This is a genomic window from Advenella sp. RU8 (assembly GCF_048381675.1).
In the GTDB taxonomy this organism is placed as follows: domain Bacteria; phylum Pseudomonadota; class Gammaproteobacteria; order Burkholderiales; family Burkholderiaceae_B; genus Advenella.
This window is the reverse complement of sequence record NZ_JBLWIS010000010.1, coordinates 58326-74933: the sequence shown is the minus strand read 5'-3', so window position 1 is coordinate 74933 and position 16608 is coordinate 58326. Positions and strand designations below refer to the sequence as shown.

The 16608-nt window shown below is 50.5% G+C and carries 16 protein-coding genes; 11 read left to right on the top strand and 5 right to left on the bottom strand.

The genetic code is table 11. The features are described 5' to 3' along the window. The first annotated feature begins 29 nt into the window (after positions 1 to 29). From prmA to ACM5Q9_RS12090, 3 genes are read left to right on the top strand one after another with little or no spacing between them, the layout of a single operon-like run. Positions 30 to 947: a 50S ribosomal protein L11 methyltransferase gene (prmA, locus tag ACM5Q9_RS12100; RefSeq protein ID WP_418144998.1), complete on the top strand. Its 918-nt coding sequence runs from the start codon at positions 30 to 32 to the stop codon at positions 945 to 947. 18 nt (positions 948 to 965) lie between these two features. Then, positions 966 to 1946 carry a zinc-ribbon and DUF3426 domain-containing protein gene (locus tag ACM5Q9_RS12095; protein WP_418144997.1) on the top strand — a complete coding sequence of 327 codons (981 nt, stop codon included), beginning with the start codon at positions 966 to 968 and terminating at the stop codon, positions 1944 to 1946. 12 nt (positions 1947 to 1958) lie between these two features. Continuing rightward, entirely contained in the window at positions 1959 to 2903 is a 945-nt protein-coding gene (locus ACM5Q9_RS12090; protein ID WP_418144996.1) for a carbohydrate kinase family protein, read from the top strand. 2 nt (positions 2904 to 2905) lie between these two features. On the opposite strand, the gene ACM5Q9_RS12085 is transcribed toward ACM5Q9_RS12090, so the two are convergent. The 3 genes from ACM5Q9_RS12085 to gltX all read right to left on the bottom strand — a co-directional run bounded on the left by ACM5Q9_RS12085 (position 2906) and on the right by gltX (position 6568). Continuing rightward, positions 2906 to 3457 carry a YggT family protein gene (locus ACM5Q9_RS12085; RefSeq protein WP_418144995.1) on the bottom strand — a complete coding sequence of 184 codons (552 nt, stop codon included), beginning with the start codon at positions 3455 to 3457 and terminating at the stop codon, positions 2906 to 2908. Between the two features lie 71 nt (positions 3458 to 3528). Then, on the bottom strand, positions 3529 to 4362 hold the full coding sequence (locus ACM5Q9_RS12080; protein ID WP_418144994.1) for a histone: 834 nt from the start codon (positions 4360 to 4362) through the stop codon (positions 3529 to 3531). 802 nt (positions 4363 to 5164) lie between these two features. After that, positions 5165 to 6568, bottom strand: a complete 1404-nt coding sequence (gene gltX / locus ACM5Q9_RS12075; RefSeq protein ID WP_418144993.1) for a glutamate--tRNA ligase — start codon at positions 6566 to 6568, stop codon at positions 5165 to 5167. A 111-nt stretch (positions 6569 to 6679) separates the two neighbouring features. On the opposite strand from gltX, the gene ACM5Q9_RS12070 reads away from it, so the two are divergent. After that, the gene (locus tag ACM5Q9_RS12070; RefSeq protein ID WP_418144992.1) at positions 6680 to 9145 is read left to right on the top strand and encodes a GNAT family N-acetyltransferase; all 2466 of its coding nucleotides are present in this window, start codon (positions 6680 to 6682) and stop codon (positions 9143 to 9145) included. Here the strand turns inward: ACM5Q9_RS12070 and ACM5Q9_RS12065 are convergent, their stop codons facing one another. Together ACM5Q9_RS12065 and yjgA are read right to left on the bottom strand one after the other, a co-directional pair. Further along, the gene (locus tag ACM5Q9_RS12065) at positions 9146 to 9826 is read right to left on the bottom strand and encodes an alpha/beta hydrolase (RefSeq protein WP_418144991.1); all 681 of its coding nucleotides are present in this window, start codon (positions 9824 to 9826) and stop codon (positions 9146 to 9148) included. 6 nt (positions 9827 to 9832) lie between these two features. After that, entirely contained in the window at positions 9833 to 10378 is a 546-nt protein-coding gene (gene yjgA / locus ACM5Q9_RS12060) for a ribosome biogenesis factor YjgA (protein ID WP_418144990.1), read from the bottom strand. A gap of 93 nt (positions 10379 to 10471) precedes the next feature. On the opposite strand from yjgA, the gene pmbA reads away from it, so the two are divergent. The 7 genes from pmbA (at position 10472) to erpA (ending at position 16598) form a co-directional block, all read left to right on the top strand. Continuing rightward, complete coding sequence (gene pmbA / locus ACM5Q9_RS12055) at positions 10472 to 11812, top strand: metalloprotease PmbA (RefSeq protein WP_418144989.1); 1341 nt, start codon at positions 10472 to 10474, stop codon at positions 11810 to 11812. A 129-nt stretch (positions 11813 to 11941) separates the two neighbouring features. Next, positions 11942 to 13045 carry a TRAP transporter substrate-binding protein gene (locus ACM5Q9_RS12050; RefSeq protein ID WP_418144988.1) on the top strand — a complete coding sequence of 368 codons (1104 nt, stop codon included), beginning with the start codon at positions 11942 to 11944 and terminating at the stop codon, positions 13043 to 13045. 302 nt (positions 13046 to 13347) lie between these two features. Further along, entirely contained in the window at positions 13348 to 13776 is a 429-nt protein-coding gene (gene rplM / locus ACM5Q9_RS12045) for a 50S ribosomal protein L13 (protein WP_418144987.1), read from the top strand. 9 nt (positions 13777 to 13785) lie between these two features. Continuing rightward, positions 13786 to 14178 (top strand): 30S ribosomal protein S9, encoded by a 393-nt coding sequence (gene rpsI, locus ACM5Q9_RS12040; protein WP_169293614.1) that lies wholly within the window; start codon positions 13786 to 13788, stop codon positions 14176 to 14178. 205 nt (positions 14179 to 14383) lie between these two features. Further along, positions 14384 to 15439 carry an N-acetyl-gamma-glutamyl-phosphate reductase gene (gene argC / locus ACM5Q9_RS12035; protein ID WP_418144986.1) on the top strand — a complete coding sequence of 352 codons (1056 nt, stop codon included), beginning with the start codon at positions 14384 to 14386 and terminating at the stop codon, positions 15437 to 15439. 14 nt (positions 15440 to 15453) lie between these two features. Next, on the top strand, positions 15454 to 16146 hold the full coding sequence (locus ACM5Q9_RS12030) for a DUF6776 family protein (RefSeq protein WP_418144985.1): 693 nt from the start codon (positions 15454 to 15456) through the stop codon (positions 16144 to 16146). Between the two features lie 83 nt (positions 16147 to 16229). Beyond that, positions 16230 to 16598, top strand: a complete 369-nt coding sequence (gene erpA / locus ACM5Q9_RS12025; protein ID WP_418144984.1) for an iron-sulfur cluster insertion protein ErpA — start codon at positions 16230 to 16232, stop codon at positions 16596 to 16598. The last annotated feature ends 10 nt before the right edge of the window (positions 16599 to 16608 follow it).

Sequence of the window (16608 nt, the reverse complement as noted above, 5' to 3'; positions counted from 1 at the left end):
CTCGGCTTAATTCATAATAAGGAAAAATGATGCGTGAGCTGGTGCTGATGTGTGCCGAAAATGACGCTGAGCAACTGTCGGATCTGTTGCTTGAAGAGGGTGTTTTGTCGGTTTCGGTTGAAGATGCCGATCGCGATACGGATATTGAACAGCCTTTGTTTGGCGAACCGGGTACCGAACCGGAAGTGCAGGCCTGGAAACATAACAGGGTGGTGGCACTGTTGCCTGATGACATTGAACCCGAGGCCCTTCTGGCGCAATTGCAGGCGCAAACCGGGGTGGATTACACCGCTAACAGCCTGTTGCGTGAAGTGGCCGATGAGGACTGGGTAAGGCTGACACAATCACAGTTTGATCCGATCCAGATTGCGGGCCGGATCTGGATTGTACCCAGCTGGCACAAGGATAATCCCATCGTGCCACAAGGGTCGCCCGAAAATGGCCAGCAAAACATTCTGGTCGAGCTTGATCCTGGCCTGGCTTTTGGCACCGGCAGCCATCCCACCACCCGTCTTTGCACCGAATGGCTTGAGGCTTGCCTGCCCGCCAATGTGCAGGTCCTGGATTATGGTTGTGGCTCAGGCATTTTAGCTATTGTGGCCAAAAAGCTGGGTGCGGCACAGGTTGTTGGTGTCGATATTGATGAACAGGCAGTTCAGTCAGCCCATTACAATGCGCAGGCCAATGATGTTGAAATTGACGTTTGCCTGCCTGATGGATTGGCAGCGGGTACTTTTGACGTGGTAGTGGCCAATATTCTGTCAAACCCGCTGAAAGTACTGGCACCCATGTTGGCTGGCCGGGTTGCACCTGGTGGTCACCTGGTTCTGTCTGGTGTGTTGGAGCGCCAGGCCGATGAAGTGGCACAGGCTTATGCACCCTGGATTAAAATGAGTGTTTGGCGCAGCCATGAGGGTTGGGTTTGCCTACATGGCCAGCGGGCATAAACACAAGGAATCACTCCGATGAGAACCCGTTGCACGAAATGTGAAACCATTTTCAACGTTACCGAAGAACAGCTTGCCTTGCGGGATGGCCTGGTTCGTTGCGGCATTTGCAAGAATGTTTTTAATGGCCAGGAAGCCCTGCTGCCTGAAGAGGTGGATGACTTTCCGGTTCTTGAGCATGAACAAGCGGTATGGCCTGAAGAACCGGTCGTTGCGGGGCATGAAGTTAGCAATATTTATCCTGAAAATAATCGGGAAACCAGGAAACCGGATCTGGCGGAACAGCCTGAGCCATCCGTGTTGCAAGATGAGCCCGATTTTCATATGAGTCATGATGCTGGCATTTACGGCAACGAGTCAAAAGAGCCCCGTTTAGGTGGCCAATCCTGGCAAGATGAACCTGAGCCCATTATTCTTCATAACGAGCCGTCCGGGATTTATGATCATGAACCCCTGAGGATGGATGTCGATGACACGGAAAATTATGTGGCCGACAGTTATCAGCCGCGTAATACCAGTATCTTCTGGATTCTGGGCATTTTCCTGGGGATCATTGCGCTGATTGGGCAAGGCCTGGTGGTGTATCGTAACCAGCTGGTTAACATTGCGCCTTCCCTGCGTCCAACCCTGCAGCATATTTGCCAGGTGACTGGTTGTGAACTGGGCTCGGATAAAAACCTGGCCAGCCTGCAACTTAAAAACTGGGTTCTCAAGCCTGATTTGGCTGCCAAACCCCAGGAAGGGGTGACCGCCTTGCGTTTGCAATTTACCCTGCGCAATAACGATGCCAGGGCACAAGTCTGGCCTTTGCTGGTCATCCATTTAAAGAACCAGCAGGGGCTGATTGAAATTACCAAAATCCTTGAGCCCCAAGAATATGTGCAAGCCAACCTGCTTGGGCAGAAATTCCAGCCGGGTACCGAGGTCTTCATTAATGTGCCGCTTGCCGTTTTCAATGTGGCTGTGTCCGGTTTCGAACTTAGTTTAGTTTATCCATAAGGTTTAATTGTCATGAGTAATGCAGTACTGGTATGCGGTTCTGTCGCGTTTGATACCATTACCCTGTTTGAGGGACGTTTCAAGGATCATATTCTTGCCGAACATATAAAATCGCTCAGCGTCTCTTTCTTTGTGCCAACCATGCGCAAAGAGTATGGCGGTTGCGCGGGAAATATTGCCTATAACCTGCGCATGCTGGGTGGCAACCCGGTGCCGGTTGCTACAGTGGGCAAGGATGCTGCAGAGTATTTGCAGCGCATGCGTGACATGGGTATTGATACGCGTGCCATCAAGGTTTTGCCTGATGCCTTTACGCCCCAGTGCCATATCACGACAGACCTCGATGGTAACCAGATTGCCGCGTTTCATCCCGGTGCCATGATGCAGTCGGCAGACAACGACATCAGTCAGGAAAAGGCGGTGTGGGGGATTGTGGCACCCGACTCAAAAGATGGCATGTTTGCCCATGCTGAAAATCTGAACAAAGCCGGCATTCCATTTATTTTTGACTTGGGTCAGGCCATGCCGCTTTTCGAAAAGGCAGATCTTGAACGTATGCTGGGCCTTGCCCATGTGCTTACTGTCAATGATTATGAAGCATCGGTAATTGAGCAACGCATGGGAAAAACCATGGCGCAAATTGCCGAGCACCTTGAAGCAGTGGTGGTTACCCGTGGTGCCGAAGGTTCGGATCTGTATCATGATGGCAGCCAGATCGCCATACCGCCGGTAAAAGCGGAAGCCGTCACCGATCCTACCGGTTGTGGTGATTCACATCGTGCAGGCTTGCTGTATGGCTTGTCGCAGGGCTGGGGTTGGGAAGATTGCTGCCGTCTGGGCAGTTTGATGGGGGCCATCAAGATTGCTTCGCAAGGCCCCCAGAATCACTTTTTAAGCCGTGAAGAAATTTCTTCACGTTTCATTAGTGCATTTGGCACGGCATTGCCGGCCTTGTAACGCTACCCGAACATCAGGTGCTGTAAAACAATTTGCAGCACCTGGGTAATCAGTATCAGCACCAGCGGAGAAAAATCAAAAGCGCCGGTGCTGGGCAGCAACCGCCGGATCGGACTCAGCATTGGGTCTAGCAGGGCCCTTAGCAACGGCATGATGGGTGAAGCGGGGCTGACCCACGATAATATTGCCTGTAAAATACACAGCCATAAAACCAATGTAAGTGCCCATTTGATGGTCATGAAAAGACCAACCAGGGGCAGGGTTGCCAGCGTTGTCTGGATGTAGACATTGGCCGGTGTGAGCGAAAAAACCAGGAAAACATGCAACATTGAACAAACCCATGCAAGCACAAGGCTGGTCCAGTCTATTTTGTTGCTGGTCGGGATTATTTTGCGAACAGGCTGAACCAGCCAGTCGGTTGCTTTATAAACAATCATGACATAAGGATTGAAGGGGTGAACCCTGGTCCAGAACACCCAAGCCCTGACTAATAGGGCAGAAACAAACAGGGAAAAGAAGGTCCCGAGTAAAAAACTAAGTATTGAATTGATCATATAAAAATAAAAACCGAAAAAAAACCGTCTAAGTGTTTAATTTAGACGGCTTTTGCAATTACTTCAACCTATTATGGGCGATTGCCGGTTGGGAATGGCCAGGATGAGTTGCTATTGCTGCCTGTTTTGGCGGCAGCGTCGGCGGTTTTTTTGCTGGCAGCTGTTTTTTTCACTGCCGCTTTTTTGGCGGCGGGTGCTTTTTTGGCTGCGGCAGTTTTGGTGCCTGTTTTGGCAGCTGTTTTGGCGCTTGCTTTGGGCGCGACGGCAGCTTCTGTCTCTGGGATTTCAGCGGCAACGGTTTTTTTCGCTGGTGCGGCTTTAGCAGCGGTTGCTGCTTTTTTTGCCGGTGCTTTTGTGGCGCTTGCCGCTTTCTTGGCAGGTGCTGCTTTAGTAGCCGTTACTGCTTTTTTGGCGGGCGCTGCCTTTTTGGCTGCTACTGCTTTTTTTGCCGGTGCAGCTTTGCTTGCTGTTGCTGCTTTAGTGGCTGTTGCTGTTTTTTTTGCGGGTGCCGCTTTCTTGGCGGGTGCGGCTTTAGTGGCAGCTACTGCTTTTTTAGCGGGTGCCGCTTTAGTGGCTGCAGGTGTTTTTGTGGCAGGTGCCGCTTTTTTAGCGACGGCTGTTTTCTTCACTGCTGCGGTTTTTGTAGCGGTGGTTTTTTTTGCTGCCACTGTCTTTGTGGCGGGGGCAGCTTTTTTAGCGGCTGCTTTTTTGGCAGGAGCGGCTGTTTTACTAACAGGTTTTGCAACGGTTTTTTTAGCAGCGACTTTCTTGACGACTGTTTTGGTCACGGCTGGGGTTTCAGCTGCAACGGTTTTTTTAACGGCGGTAGCTTTTTTGGCTACCGTTTTGGTTGCAGCGGTTTTGGCTGCAGGTTTCTTGACTGCTTTTTTGGCTGCTGTTGCCATGGCAATACTCCTTGGAAAAGGGTCCGGATATGAAAAAAATTAAATACATCTGTACAGATATAATTTCAAGGTCAAAGTATAAATCCGGCAACGGATAACTCTACTTCCTTTGTAGCACCATTTGATATATTCCCCGCATTCAGTGCGGAACATTTCAAATGGTTATAACGACAAATTATTTTATTTACCGTTATAACCGCAAGGGTAACTCATTACGCCATTTAACGCACGAAATACTTTTGAAATAATGACCAAAGGAAATGAAATAATTGTTATCAATATTAAGACCTTAGCGGTTAATCAAATCGTCAAAAACAATTTTAAAAGGCAGAAAAACAGGATTGACTGTCTTGGTGGTGGGCGTAAAAAAATGGCAAGCCTTGTTTTGGCCAAATGAATCAAGCGTGAAAAACCGGTTTTTTTTATGGCATAACGCTTGCCCTGCAAACCGGTGCTTTTGTGAAAGCATTGAAAATAAAGGCTTATGGCTTGCTTGAAGGTTTTTTTGTGGTTTTTTGCAATGCGCAAACATCGTTCCGCAAGTGCCAAATGTCATTGGCCCGGCCGCTGGTTGCCGAAAGGTTTTGGTGGGTATCAGGCGTCCTGTTTTTTTCGTTTTGGGGAAGAAAAAAATTCTGCCTTTTGTTTGAAGCATAAAAAAACGATTGGCGAAAAACCAACAAAACCGGTTTGGCATTTGACTGGATGTATAAAAAAACCGCGTTGCCCAAAGTCGTGCACAGAGGGTTCTGTGACTTTGGGTGAATGCGGTTTTTTTACCGGCTATTGGCCTGTGAGAACGCTATATGGCGTTTTGCAGGCGTTCAAGAACGGTGCTCTTGCCAATGATGGCCAGTACGGCGCCAATTGATGGCGTTTGTTTCTGGCCGGTTACGGCTAGGCGCAGGGGGATGCCCAGCATAGGCATTTTGATGCCATGCGTGTTTAAGGTTTCCTTGATCAGGGCATCCAGGGCTTCGGTTGTCCAGCTTTCCAGCTTGCCTGCATTTTGGGCAAAGTCGGCCAAAATGCGTTTGGCATCTTCAGTCATGAACTGGGTTTGCAGTTCTTCGGAAGCGGGCTGGAAGGGGGCGCAGAACAGCATGGCGCTGTCAGCCAGTTGCTCAAGTGTTTCGGCACGATCCTTGAACAGGTTCAGGACGGCTGTCATGTCCAGGTTTTGTGTTTGGCCGCCGCGGGCATGAATACGCGGCAAGACGTGCTCTAGCAGTTCGCTGTCGCCCAGTGCCTTGATGTAATGCGCATTGACCCAGTTGAGTTTTTTAGGGTCCCATTGGGCGGCGGACTTGGATAGGTTGCGGGTATCAAACCATTCAACCAGTTGTTCACGCGAGAAAATTTCATCATCACCGTGGCTCCAGCCCAGGCGGGCCAGATAGTTGATCATGGCTTCGGGCAGGTAACCCTGCTTGTCATAGTCCATGATGCTGACTGCGCCATGGCGTTTTGACAGTTTCTGGCCATCGGGGCCCAGAATCATGGGGACGTGTCCGTACTCGGGAATGGGAGCGCCCAGGGCTTTCAGGATATTGATCTGGCGCGGTGTGTTGTTGATATGGTCATCACCACGAATGACGTGGCTGATGCGCATGTCCCAGTCATCAACCACCACGCAGAAATTGTAGGTGGGCGTGCCGTCGGGGCGGGCAATGATCAGGTCGTCAAGCTCGGCGTTTTCAATGGTGATGGTGCCCTTGAGCATGTCATCCCAGGAAACGGCGCCTTCGGTAGGGTTTTTGAAACGCACAACCGGTTTGCGGCCTTCGGGAACCGGCGGCAAGGTTTTGCCAGGTTCAGGGCGCCAGGTGCCGTCGTATTTGGGCTTCAGGCCCTTGGCCTTGGCACTTTCACGCATTTGCTCAACTTCTTCAGGCGTGCTGTAGCAATGGTAGGCAGTGCCATCAGCCAGCATTTTGGCGATGACCTCTTTGTGGCGCTCGGCGCGTTGCATCTGATAGAAAGGACCTTCGTCGGCTTCCAGCGACAGCCATTGCATACCGTCAAGAATGGCCTGTACCGCTTCCGGGGTGGAGCGTTCAAGGTCGGTATCTTCGATACGCAACACAAAAGTGCCTTTGTGATGACGGGCAAAAGCCCACGAGAAAAGTGCCGTCCGTGCGCCACCCAAATGGAGATAGCCGGTAGGGGATGGGGCAAAACGGGTTCTAACAGAGGAAGAGGTCATGGATAGTTAAAACAGTTAAGTAATAGTAAAAGAAGAGGCAAGACAGTTTACAATGACTTTGCAGGCTTCAGAAAAACTTCATTTTAACTTAACATTTTTGTGAGTGGACATATGCTGCGTCATCGCCTCGCCTCCATCTTTGAGCCAAGATCGTTAATAGTGATTTCAGATGTCTCTTTGCCGGTCTGCGAATCGGTGCCGGCCTACCTGGTGCGCAACACCACCCTGATGCGATTTGATTCGCCAGAGTCATTTGCACAGCTGGCAGATAAAGAGCAGATTGAAAGTGAAGAAAGAAAAGATCTGGCTGTGTTGTGCGTGCAGCCTGACAGCCTGCAAATGGTTTTGTCATTCCTGGAGCGCAGGCCAGCGCGCGCCATGATTCTGCTGCCGACCATGATTGTTGATGATGACCCCCTTGAGATTCGCCAGTTCGTGCTGGACTGGGCCAGGCGTCATGATTGCCTGTTGCTGGGGCCCCGTGCGTTCGGGATCCAGCGTCCCCACCTGAATTTGAACCTTAGCAAGCATCCAATCCTTTCGCATCAGGGCCGGGTGGCCGTTGTCTCACAATCTAGGTTGCTGCTGATGTCGGTCATGGATTGGGCCAATGATGTAGACCTGGGGTTGTCTGCAGCCATTTCGCTAGGCGAGGTCATTGATGTCGACCTGCCTGAAATTATCGAGTACCTGGCCACCGATACCCGTACCGACAGTATTGCCCTGTATATGGACAAGCTCGGTTCCGGACGCGAACTGGTTAGTGCCATTCGCATGGCCTCCAGCGTTAAGCCGGTGCTGGTTTTACGCGCTGGACGTGCAAGTCCCGAGCTCAAGGGAAATGACGCCGTCTTCGATGCGGCCATCCGACGCGCCGGTGCAGTTCGGGTGGGTTATTTTGTCGAGTTGTTTGCCGCCCTGAAAGCGCTGTCTTATGCCCGTCGTCCCAAAGGCGGGCGAATCGTGGTTTTTGGCAATAGCCGTGGTTCAACGTCCTTGACCTTTGATGCAATGGGTGCCAGCAGCGCCTTGTCCAAGGCATCCTTATCATCAACCACTGTGCGTGACTTGCGACATATTTTGGGAAATGGCGCCATTGTCGGCAATCCGGCCATCAGTTATGCGCCCCTTACCGGTGAGCAGCTTATTGACAGCCTGAAAGTGCTGGTGGATGACGCTGGTGTTGATGCGGTCATGGTCATGCTGGCCCCCGATGAGCTGGTGGACATGCAGAAGCTGGTGGAGCAGCTGGCGGCTTATGCCCGCAAGGCGCTCAAGCCCATTGTGACCAGCATCCTAGGTGAGGCCACTATGCGGCCGTTTCGACGGCTCCTTAACCGTGCCGGCATGCCCGCTTTCAGGACACCGGAAACGGCGCTTGGGGCCATGATGTCGTTATGTGATTATTTCTATAACCAGCAACTGTTGCACCAGCTCAGGATTCCGCAGCCTGATTCCCGGCCTGCCGACATTACGGCTGCCCGCGCCTTGCTGGATACTGCCCTTAAGGAAAACCAAACCACGCTTGAGCCACCGGAAGCCATGCGCTTGCTGGACTGCTTTAATGCCGGGATATCCTGGGATGAAGACGAGCAGGATGAGCAGTTTTCTGTTGAAGACGGGGTGCCTGCGGTGATGATTCAGGTCCAGCGGGATCCCATTTTCGGGCCATGGATACGTTTTGGCGAGGGCGGGCACAAGGTGGTGTTTTCATCTCGCGACAAGGGGCTTGATTTGCCGCCCCTGAATGCTTATCTGGCAGGCCAGCTCATCAAGCGCAGCCGGGTATGGCGCCAGGAACTGGAAACCTACGTAGAGCCGCACATATTCGTGAAACTGCAGCGTATCCTGGAATCGGTTGCTGATCTGGTTAGCGAATTTCCCTGTATTCAAACGCTGGAAATCAATCCGATCATCCTGGGTTACCGTGAAGTCCATGCAAGGGATGTCAGGATCGTGCTTGATGAAGAGGCAGCGGGTGTTTCGCCACGGGAGTCCGGCTATGATCATATGGCGATCTTTCCGTACCCGCATTACCTGATTGAAAACAGGCGTTTTGATGATGACCTGGAATGGGTGTTGAGACCGATCCGCCCAGAAGATGCCGAAGCCTTGCAAGCCTTTATCCGCGGCTTGTCCGAGAAGTCGCGCTACATGCGTTTTGTGTCGATGATGCGTGAATTGACGCCTAAAATGTTAAGCCGTTATACCTATGTAGACTATCATCGTGAACTGGCGCTGGTGGCTACCATTCAGGTGCCTAACGAGGCCAACCGTGGCTTGCCACGGGAAGAAATTATTGGTCTGGCGCACTATCTGCGCAATGCCGATGGCGTGGGGGCCGAGTATGCCCTGGTGATTGGTGATGGTTGGCAAAAGCGCGGCTTGGGCAGGACACTCATGAGCAAGCTGATCCAGGCTGCCCGCAAACAGGACCTGGCTTACATAGAGGGTGTAGTGCTGGCCAACAACAAGCCGATGCTGCATTTAATGACCAGCCTGGGCTTGCAAAATGATCCCGATGAAGAAGACCCTTCAATGCGAAGGGTCTGGATGGCGTTAAATCAGGAAGACTGATCAGGCCATATGGTTCTGGATGAAGGCGGAGATATCCCGTATTTCTTCAAGGCAAACCGAATGCTGCATGGGGTAGGTACACCATTGGAGGTTCCGGTAGCCCAGTTCTTCCAGCTTTGCCTTGCTTTTTAGTGCACGCTCGGGGACAACGACCGGGTCTTGGGTGCCGTGTGCCATGAAAATCGGAATATCAATATTTGCCTGGCTGCGTTCCGCCTCAGTTTTGGCTGCCAGGGGCAGAAAACCTGACAGGCAGATCAGGCCCGCCAGTTTTTTGGGGTGGCGCAGGCCGGTTAACAGGGCCATGGCGCTGCCTTGCGAGAAGCCGGCCAGGAAAATGTTTTCGGTAGGGATGCCGCGTTCATTTTCACGGGCAATCAGGGCTTCAATCGCCAGTTGCGCTTCCCTAAGACCGGGTTCGTCTTCCGGGCCGTTAATACGATCCAGGGAAATAATATCAAACCATGCAGGCATGGCAATGCCATTGTTCAGGGTAACCGGGCGAACAGGGGCATTGGGGAAAACAAAACGAATGCTGGAAGGTTTGGGCAGCCTAAGCTCGGGAACGACCGGGACGAAATCGTTGGCATCGGCACCCAGGCCATGCATCCAGATAATCGCGTGCGTGATGTGATTGCCCGTATTGATTTCAAGGCAATCGAGCAGTACTTGATCTGACATGTTGGTTTATTCCCCGGTTGTTAAAATAGACTTGAGCGCCTGAAACAGGGCACGATAATGTTTTTTTTGTGGTTCCTGGGTTTCTGCCAGGGTATTGTTGGCAGCCTGCTCTTTGCGGGCTGCACGAATAAGCGCCCTGAGCTGCTGGATATCCACCTGGGGATATTCGGAAAGCAGGACCGTTAATTCTTCATCATTGGCAAGCAGGCGGTCACGCAGGGTTTCCAGCCGGTGCATATGGGCAGTGATGGCTTTTGAGCCGTTTTCCCAGACGTCCAGTTGCTCGCGAATGGCATCGGTATCCGCATTGCGCATTAATTTGCCGACATAATGAATTTGGCGGCGCTTGCCTTCCCGGCCGCTAATTTTTTGGGCGGTTTTAATGGCATCTAGCAGTTTTTCGTCAAGGGGTAATTGCTTGACTTTGTCATAAGGCAAGTCTATGACTTGTTTGCCCAGATCCAGAATGGCATGCAGCTCTCTTTTTATTTGGGATTTGCTGGGCCGGTCGTAAAAATCGTTGTCGTCCTGATCTGTTTGGTCGGTATGCATAAATAAAATCGAAAAATGGTTGATATTTGGATATCATAACCGTGTATGCGATTACAGTCATAATGAACAGAACAACTACTTATATTTTTATCTATGAATCCTAATAGTCAGTCTAATTTTGAAGAACTGGTTCAGCTGGCGCTGAAACATGCCGGCAAGCTGGGAGCAAGCAGTGCCGCAGCCGAGGTCTCCGAGTCTAGTGGGCTTGCCGTATCTGTTCGCAAGGGCAGTGTTGAAACGGTAGAGCAAACCAATGACCGTTCCCTGGGGGTGACTGTTTACGCAGGACAAAGCAGGGGCTCTGCCTCCACCTCGGATTTGTCAGGCAAAGCGATTGCCGAAACGGTAGAGGCAGCCTGGAATATTGCCAAATATACTGCGGCCGATCCGGCAGCAGGTTTGCCCGAGCCCGAATTGCTGGCTACCCATTTGCCAGACCTGGCCTTGCATAAAAGCTGGGATATTTCCGCTGATGAAGCCGTTAAGCTGGCCATCGAGGCCGAGCAGGGCGCCTTGGGGTATAGCAAGGAAATCACCAATTCCGAAGGTGCTTCCATTGATATCAGTGAAGGGCGTTTCGTGTTTGCCAATTCGCTGGGATTCATGGGGGGCTACCCTTATTCGCGCCATGGCCTTTCTGTGGCAGCCATTGCTGGCAAGGGTGATCGCATGCAAAGGGATTACTGGTATACCTCAGATCGCTATCCAGAAAGGCTTGCCAAGGGGCATGATGTGGGTGTGTATGCGGCCCAGCGTGCCTTGTCCCGTTTATCCGCCCGTAAAATTCCAACTGGAAAATATCCCGTTCTGTTCGAGGCGCCACTGGCCCTGGGCTTGATTGGGGCGTTAACCCAGGCCATTAGTGGTGGCGCGCTGTACCGTAAATCAAGCTTCCTGCTGGACTCCCTGGGCCAGCAGGTCATGGCGGGTCATGTTCAGATTCACGAAGATCCCTACATTCCGGGCGCCATGGGCAGTTCCGCCTTCGACGATGAAGGCGTCCAAACCCATGCCCGCGATCTGGTGCAAGACGGGATTTTGCAGGGTTATTTGTTGTCAAGCTATACCGCTCGCAAACTGGACATGCAAAGTACGGGCAATGCAGGTGGCTCGCATAACTTGCTGCTAACGTCCACGCTTACCGAATCCGGTGATAATTTTGAGGCCATGCTGAAGAAAATGGGTACCGGCCTGTTGGTTACCGAGTTGATTGGCCAGGGTGTCAATTATGTAACCGGAGACTATTCCCGTGGTGCGTTTGGCTATTGGGTGGAAAACGGGCAAATCCAGCATGCCGTGCAGGAAATTACGATTGCCGGAAATCTGAAAGACATGTTCATGCAAATGGTGGCTGTTGGTAACGATGTGATTACGCGAGGCGCCAAAACATCAGGTTCTATCCTGATTGAAAGCATGGCGGTTGCGGGTAGTTAAGCGGTAGGCAGCGGTTATGCCCGGTTTTAGGGAAAACCACTAATTCTGCTTGCCGTCCCAAGCCAGGGCGGCAGGTTACTATTTATCGTATAAAATTTTTAACGTTTAAAACGTTTGGAGAAATAAAATATGCAACGTCGTTCGTTTCTTAAAAAAGCCGGTATGGGCATGGTGGCGGGTACCGCTGCAGTTGGTGCACCGGCACTGGCCCAGGAAAATCCCAGCATTAAATGGCGTATGGCTTCCAGTTTTCCACGTAGCTTGCCTGCACTGTTTGGTACCTCTGAAAAATTCGTCAAATATGTCAATGAAGCCACCAATGGCCAATTTGTAATTGATGTTTTCCCGGCCGGTGAAATTGTGCCTGCCCTGCAAGTCATGGATGCCGTGTCCAACGGTACCGTTCAGGCGGGTCATACTTGCGGCTACTACTATTTTGGCAAGAGCCCTGCTTACTGCTTTGATACCGCCGTGCCTTTTGGCTTGACCGCCCGCCAGATGATGGCCTGGATTCTTGAAGGCAACGGCAAGACTTTGCTGCGTGAATTGTTCGCGCCCGTCAATATCGTCAACTTCCCGCTTGGCAACACAGGCGTACAAATGGGTGGCTGGTATCGCAAGGAAATCAACTCCCTTGAAGACCTGAAAGGCCTGAAAATGCGTACGTCCGGTTTTGCCGGAGAAGTGTTGGCACGCCTGGGTGTGATTCCCCAGCAAATTGCCGGCGGTGATATTTATCCTTCTCTGGAAAAGGGTACGCTTGACGCAGTTGAGTTCGTGGGTCCTTATGATGACGAGAAACTTGGCTTCAATAAAGTGGCTAAATACTACTATTACCCAGGTTTCTGGGAAGGTGGCCCGCAAGTGTCCGCTTATATGAACAAAGGCGAGTTTGAAAAACTGCCCAAGAATTACCAAGCAATTGTTGAAGCGGCATGCATGTACGCGACGGCCAACATGACAGCGGTTTATGATGCCCATAACGCTGGTGCGCTGCGTCGCCTGATTGCCGGTGGTGCCGTTCTTAAAGAGTTCCCCAAAGACGTGCTTGACGCTGGCTTCAAGGCATCGGTCCAGTTGTACAAAGAGTTTTCTGACAAAGACCCAATGTTCAAGAAAATCCATGATGACTATATGGCTTTCCGTGATGACCTGGCCCCCTGGTTTAACCTGGTAGAAGGCTCTTATACCCGTTACCTGGCTTATGCGATTGCACAAAGCCGTAAAGCTTAATCTGGCTAAAGGCAAAATGCCGCTGTAGCTTAAGAAAAGAAGCTGCCCATACAAAATACAACAATAAGCAAGGCTTGTATGGGCGGTTTTTCATAAAATTCAATTCTATTTCATTGTTTTTATTGAAAAAATAAAAACATAGTGTTAACATTATCGGCTAACCCAGAACTGTACGGCTGAAAAGTAAGGTTTTACTTGTTTACAATAACGGCCTGGCAGCATCCGGTGAATACAACCGGAAATTGGGCGTACCGGGCACGGCACAAGCCTGCCCTTCAATTTTTTATTTAGGAATAACTATCATGAAGACCTTTGTGGCAAAGCCGCATGAAGTCAAACGTGACTGGTTTGTTATCGATGCAAAAGGTAAAGTCCTTGGTCGTGTAGCCAGCGAAGTTGCACGCCGTTTGCGCGGTAAACATAAACCCGAGTTCACCCCTCACGTTGACACCGGCGATTATATTGTAATTATCAATGCTGCCGATATCGTTGTTACCGGTAAAAAGACAGAAGACAAAAAATACTTCCGTCACTCTGGTTACCCAGGCGGTATTTACGAAACGAACTTTAAAAAGATGCAAGAGCGCTTTCCAGGCCGTGCACTTGAAAAAGCCGTTAAAGGTATGCTGCCCAAAGGTCCACTGGGCTACGCCATGATCAAAAAACTCAAGGTGTATGCTGGTGCCGAACATCCTCATACTGCCCAGCAGCCTAAACAGCTGGATTTCTAAGGATAAATCATGATCGGTAATTGGAATTATGGAACAGGCCGCCGCAAAACTTCAGTGGCTCGTGTTTTCTTGAAAAAAGGTACAGGCGCTATCGTTGTTAACGGTAAACCTGTTGATGAATATTTTGCCCGTGAAACAGGCCGCATGGTTGTTCGTCAGCCTTTGGTCCTTACAGAACTCACCGAAGCATTTGACTTCCACGTCAATGTTCACGGTGGTGGTGAAAGCGGTCAGGCTGGTGCAATCCGTCATGGTATTACCCGTGCCCTTATTGACTATGATGAAACATTGAAATCATCACTGTCCAAAGCGGGTTATGTAACCCGTGACGCACGTGAAGTCGAGCGTAAAAAAGTCGGTTTCCACAAAGCACGTCGTCGCAAACAGTTCAGCAAACGCTAATCTGTTTACGAATCAAAAAAAGACCGCTTATGCGGTCTTTTTTGTTTGTGGCTGCAGATGTTTGTGCTGTGAAACACAGTGAAGCAAAGCCAGCATGTAATTTTCAGGCAAGTTGAACCAATTTCGTGTAAAAACACTCATAATGTGGTGCAATAACCGTTTAGAAAACGTTTAAGCCCATATTCAATTAACAAAGGATTTAACAATGGCATCTTCTTCCGCCCAGATCAAGGTTGGCATAGTCGGTGGTACTGGATATACCGGCGTGGAATTACTGCGTCTTTTATCTGCACACCCCAATGCAAGGCTTCATGCAATTACCTCGCGCAAGGAAGAAGGCATGCCGGTTGCAGACATGTTCCCCAACCTGCGCAAGCATGTCGACCTGGCTTTTTCCGCCCCTGAAAATGCCGCACTGTCAGAGTGTGATGTGGTTTTCTTTGCAACGCCTCATGGCGTCGCCATGGCCCAGGCCCGTGCCCTGATTGATGCTGGTGTAAAAGTGATTGACCTGGCTGCCGATTTTCGTTTGCAAGATACTGCGGTTTTTGAGAAATGGTACAAAATGCCTCACGCCTGTCCCGATGTGTTAAAAGACAGTGTTTATGGTCTGGTTGAGCTTAACCGCGAAAAAGTGGCTGGAGCACAGGTCATTGGCAATCCCGGTTGCTATCCTACTACCGTGATCCTTGGGCTGACTCCCTTGCTTGAAAAAGGCCTGGTCAATGTGGACAACATCATTGCCGACTGCAAATCGGGCGTGTCCGGAGCGGGCCGTAAAACCGAAGTGGGTAGCCTGTTTTCCGAAGCCAGTGACAACTTCAAGGCTTATGGCGTCTCAGGCCACCGCCATCACCCGGAAATTGTCGAGCAACTGGCGAAAATTGCTGGCCAGCCGGTAGGCCTTACCTTTGTGCCTCACCTGGTGCCCATGATCCGGGGTATGTTGTCCACCATTTATGTAAAAATCAAACCTGAAGCCATGGATACCGATTTTCAGGCATTGTACGAGCAGCGCTACCAGCATGAAGCGTTTGTTGATGTCATGCCCGCTGGCAGCCTGCCGGAAACCCGTTCGGTTCGCGCCTCCAACCAGTTGCGCATTGCCTTGCATCGTCCAGGTAACGGAGATACCTTGATTGTGGTGGTCGTACAGGATAACCTAGTTAAAGGTGCAGCCGGCCAGGCAGTACAAAACATGAATGTGTTATTTGGTTTGGATGAGCAAACAGGTCTGAATCAAGTGGCTATTCTCCCTTAAGGGGCCGTAAAACAATGGCAGCACGTATTTTTCTTTTGGCCGTCGGTGTCGTGGTCGGAGCAACCAGTAGCTATTACATTACCCAAAATGTCGTTCAGCGCAAAATGCTGGGTATGGAAAACGAACAGATCGCATTGCTGACTGATAAGGTCAAACAGGGAGAATTGCAGATCCAGTCACTGCAGGGCAAACTGGATGCGGCCAATGCACAAATGGTAGTAGACAAGGGTACGATTGTTGAATTTAACCGGCAGGTCTCGAAGCTTCAGGATGAGTTAAGCAGAAGTACCGAGGAATTGCTGCGCTATGAGCAGCTTATTCCTTCCAAAAGCAATATGCACGTGAGCGTCAGGGAGTTTGATGCGGTCAAGGAAGGTGCCCGAATCCGTTACAAGGTAATGCTAACGCGCACCCAGAAACAGCCGCCGGTTTTCAATGGGCGACTGCACTTTGAGGCCAAGGGCAAGATGAATGGCAAGGTCACAACCGTGGTCCTTAAGCCTGAACCGGTTACCAAGCCGGAAGGAAACGGTAAGTCGTCAACAGAAAAGGCGGCCAATAATGTCCTTAATTTGAAGTTCAGCAGAATTGAGCTGGCGCAGGGCTTGCTGGTTATTCCTGACGGTTTTACCCCCGAAAGCATCACCCTGAAAGTGGTAGAGGGTAAAAATACACGTGTGACACGTACGCTAAAGCTTAAGTCTTAGTTTGTGGTTATGCTAAAATAGTTTTGTTATAGGCATGTCTGCCTGTTTTATTTGGGTGACTGTATCTCACCAGGAGTAAGTATATGAGTAGCGTTTTAGAGTCAGTAGACTTGCAGGCTCCTCCAGTGCCATTGGTTTTCACCGATGCGGCTGCAGCTAAAGTCAAAGATTTGTTAATCGACGAAGGTAACCCTGATCTCAAACTGCGTGTCTTTGTGCAGGGTGGTGGTTGTTCAGGTTTCCAGTACGGTTTCACTTTTGATGAAGTCGTCAACGACGACGACACTTCTATCGATAAAGACGGCGTTCAGTTGTTGGTAGATCCCATGAGCTTCCAATATCTGGTGGGTGCCGAAATCGATTACAAAGAAGATATTGAAGGGTCTCAGTTTGTCATTCGTAACCCGAATGCCCAAACAACTTGTGGCTGTGGTTCTTCTTTTTCGGTTTAATTGCCTAAAC

What these genes read in the sequence shown, in the direction of transcription:
- rpsI (WP_169293614.1), top strand. Translation starts at nt 13,786, where the DNA reads ATGATCGGTAATTGGAATTATGGAACAGGCCGCCGCAAAACTTCAGTG.
- rplM (WP_418144987.1), top strand. Translation starts at nt 13,348, where the DNA reads ATGAAGACCTTTGTGGCAAAGCCGCATGAAGTCAAACGTGACTGGTTT.
- ACM5Q9_RS12065 (WP_418144991.1), bottom strand. Translation starts at nt 9,826, where the DNA reads ATGTCAGATCAAGTACTGCTCGATTGCCTTGAAATCAATACGGGCAAT.
- ACM5Q9_RS12080 (WP_418144994.1), bottom strand. Translation starts at nt 4,362, where the DNA reads ATGGCAACAGCAGCCAAAAAAGCAGTCAAGAAACCTGCAGCCAAAACC.
- ACM5Q9_RS12050 (WP_418144988.1), top strand. Translation starts at nt 11,942, where the DNA reads ATGCAACGTCGTTCGTTTCTTAAAAAAGCCGGTATGGGCATGGTGGCG.
- ACM5Q9_RS12070 (WP_418144992.1), top strand. Translation starts at nt 6,680, where the DNA reads ATGCTGCGTCATCGCCTCGCCTCCATCTTTGAGCCAAGATCGTTAATA.
- yjgA (WP_418144990.1), bottom strand. Translation starts at nt 10,378, where the DNA reads ATGCATACCGACCAAACAGATCAGGACGACAACGATTTTTACGACCGG.
- ACM5Q9_RS12030 (WP_418144985.1), top strand. Translation starts at nt 15,454, where the DNA reads ATGGCAGCACGTATTTTTCTTTTGGCCGTCGGTGTCGTGGTCGGAGCA.
- erpA (WP_418144984.1), top strand. Translation starts at nt 16,230, where the DNA reads ATGAGTAGCGTTTTAGAGTCAGTAGACTTGCAGGCTCCTCCAGTGCCA.
- argC (WP_418144986.1), top strand. Translation starts at nt 14,384, where the DNA reads ATGGCATCTTCTTCCGCCCAGATCAAGGTTGGCATAGTCGGTGGTACT.
- gltX (WP_418144993.1), bottom strand. Translation starts at nt 6,568, where the DNA reads ATGACCTCTTCCTCTGTTAGAACCCGTTTTGCCCCATCCCCTACCGGC.
- ACM5Q9_RS12095 (WP_418144997.1), top strand. Translation starts at nt 966, where the DNA reads ATGAGAACCCGTTGCACGAAATGTGAAACCATTTTCAACGTTACCGAA.
- pmbA (WP_418144989.1), top strand. Translation starts at nt 10,472, where the DNA reads ATGAATCCTAATAGTCAGTCTAATTTTGAAGAACTGGTTCAGCTGGCG.
- ACM5Q9_RS12085 (WP_418144995.1), bottom strand. Translation starts at nt 3,457, where the DNA reads ATGATCAATTCAATACTTAGTTTTTTACTCGGGACCTTCTTTTCCCTG.
- ACM5Q9_RS12090 (WP_418144996.1), top strand. Translation starts at nt 1,959, where the DNA reads ATGAGTAATGCAGTACTGGTATGCGGTTCTGTCGCGTTTGATACCATT.
- prmA (WP_418144998.1), top strand. Translation starts at nt 30, where the DNA reads ATGCGTGAGCTGGTGCTGATGTGTGCCGAAAATGACGCTGAGCAACTG.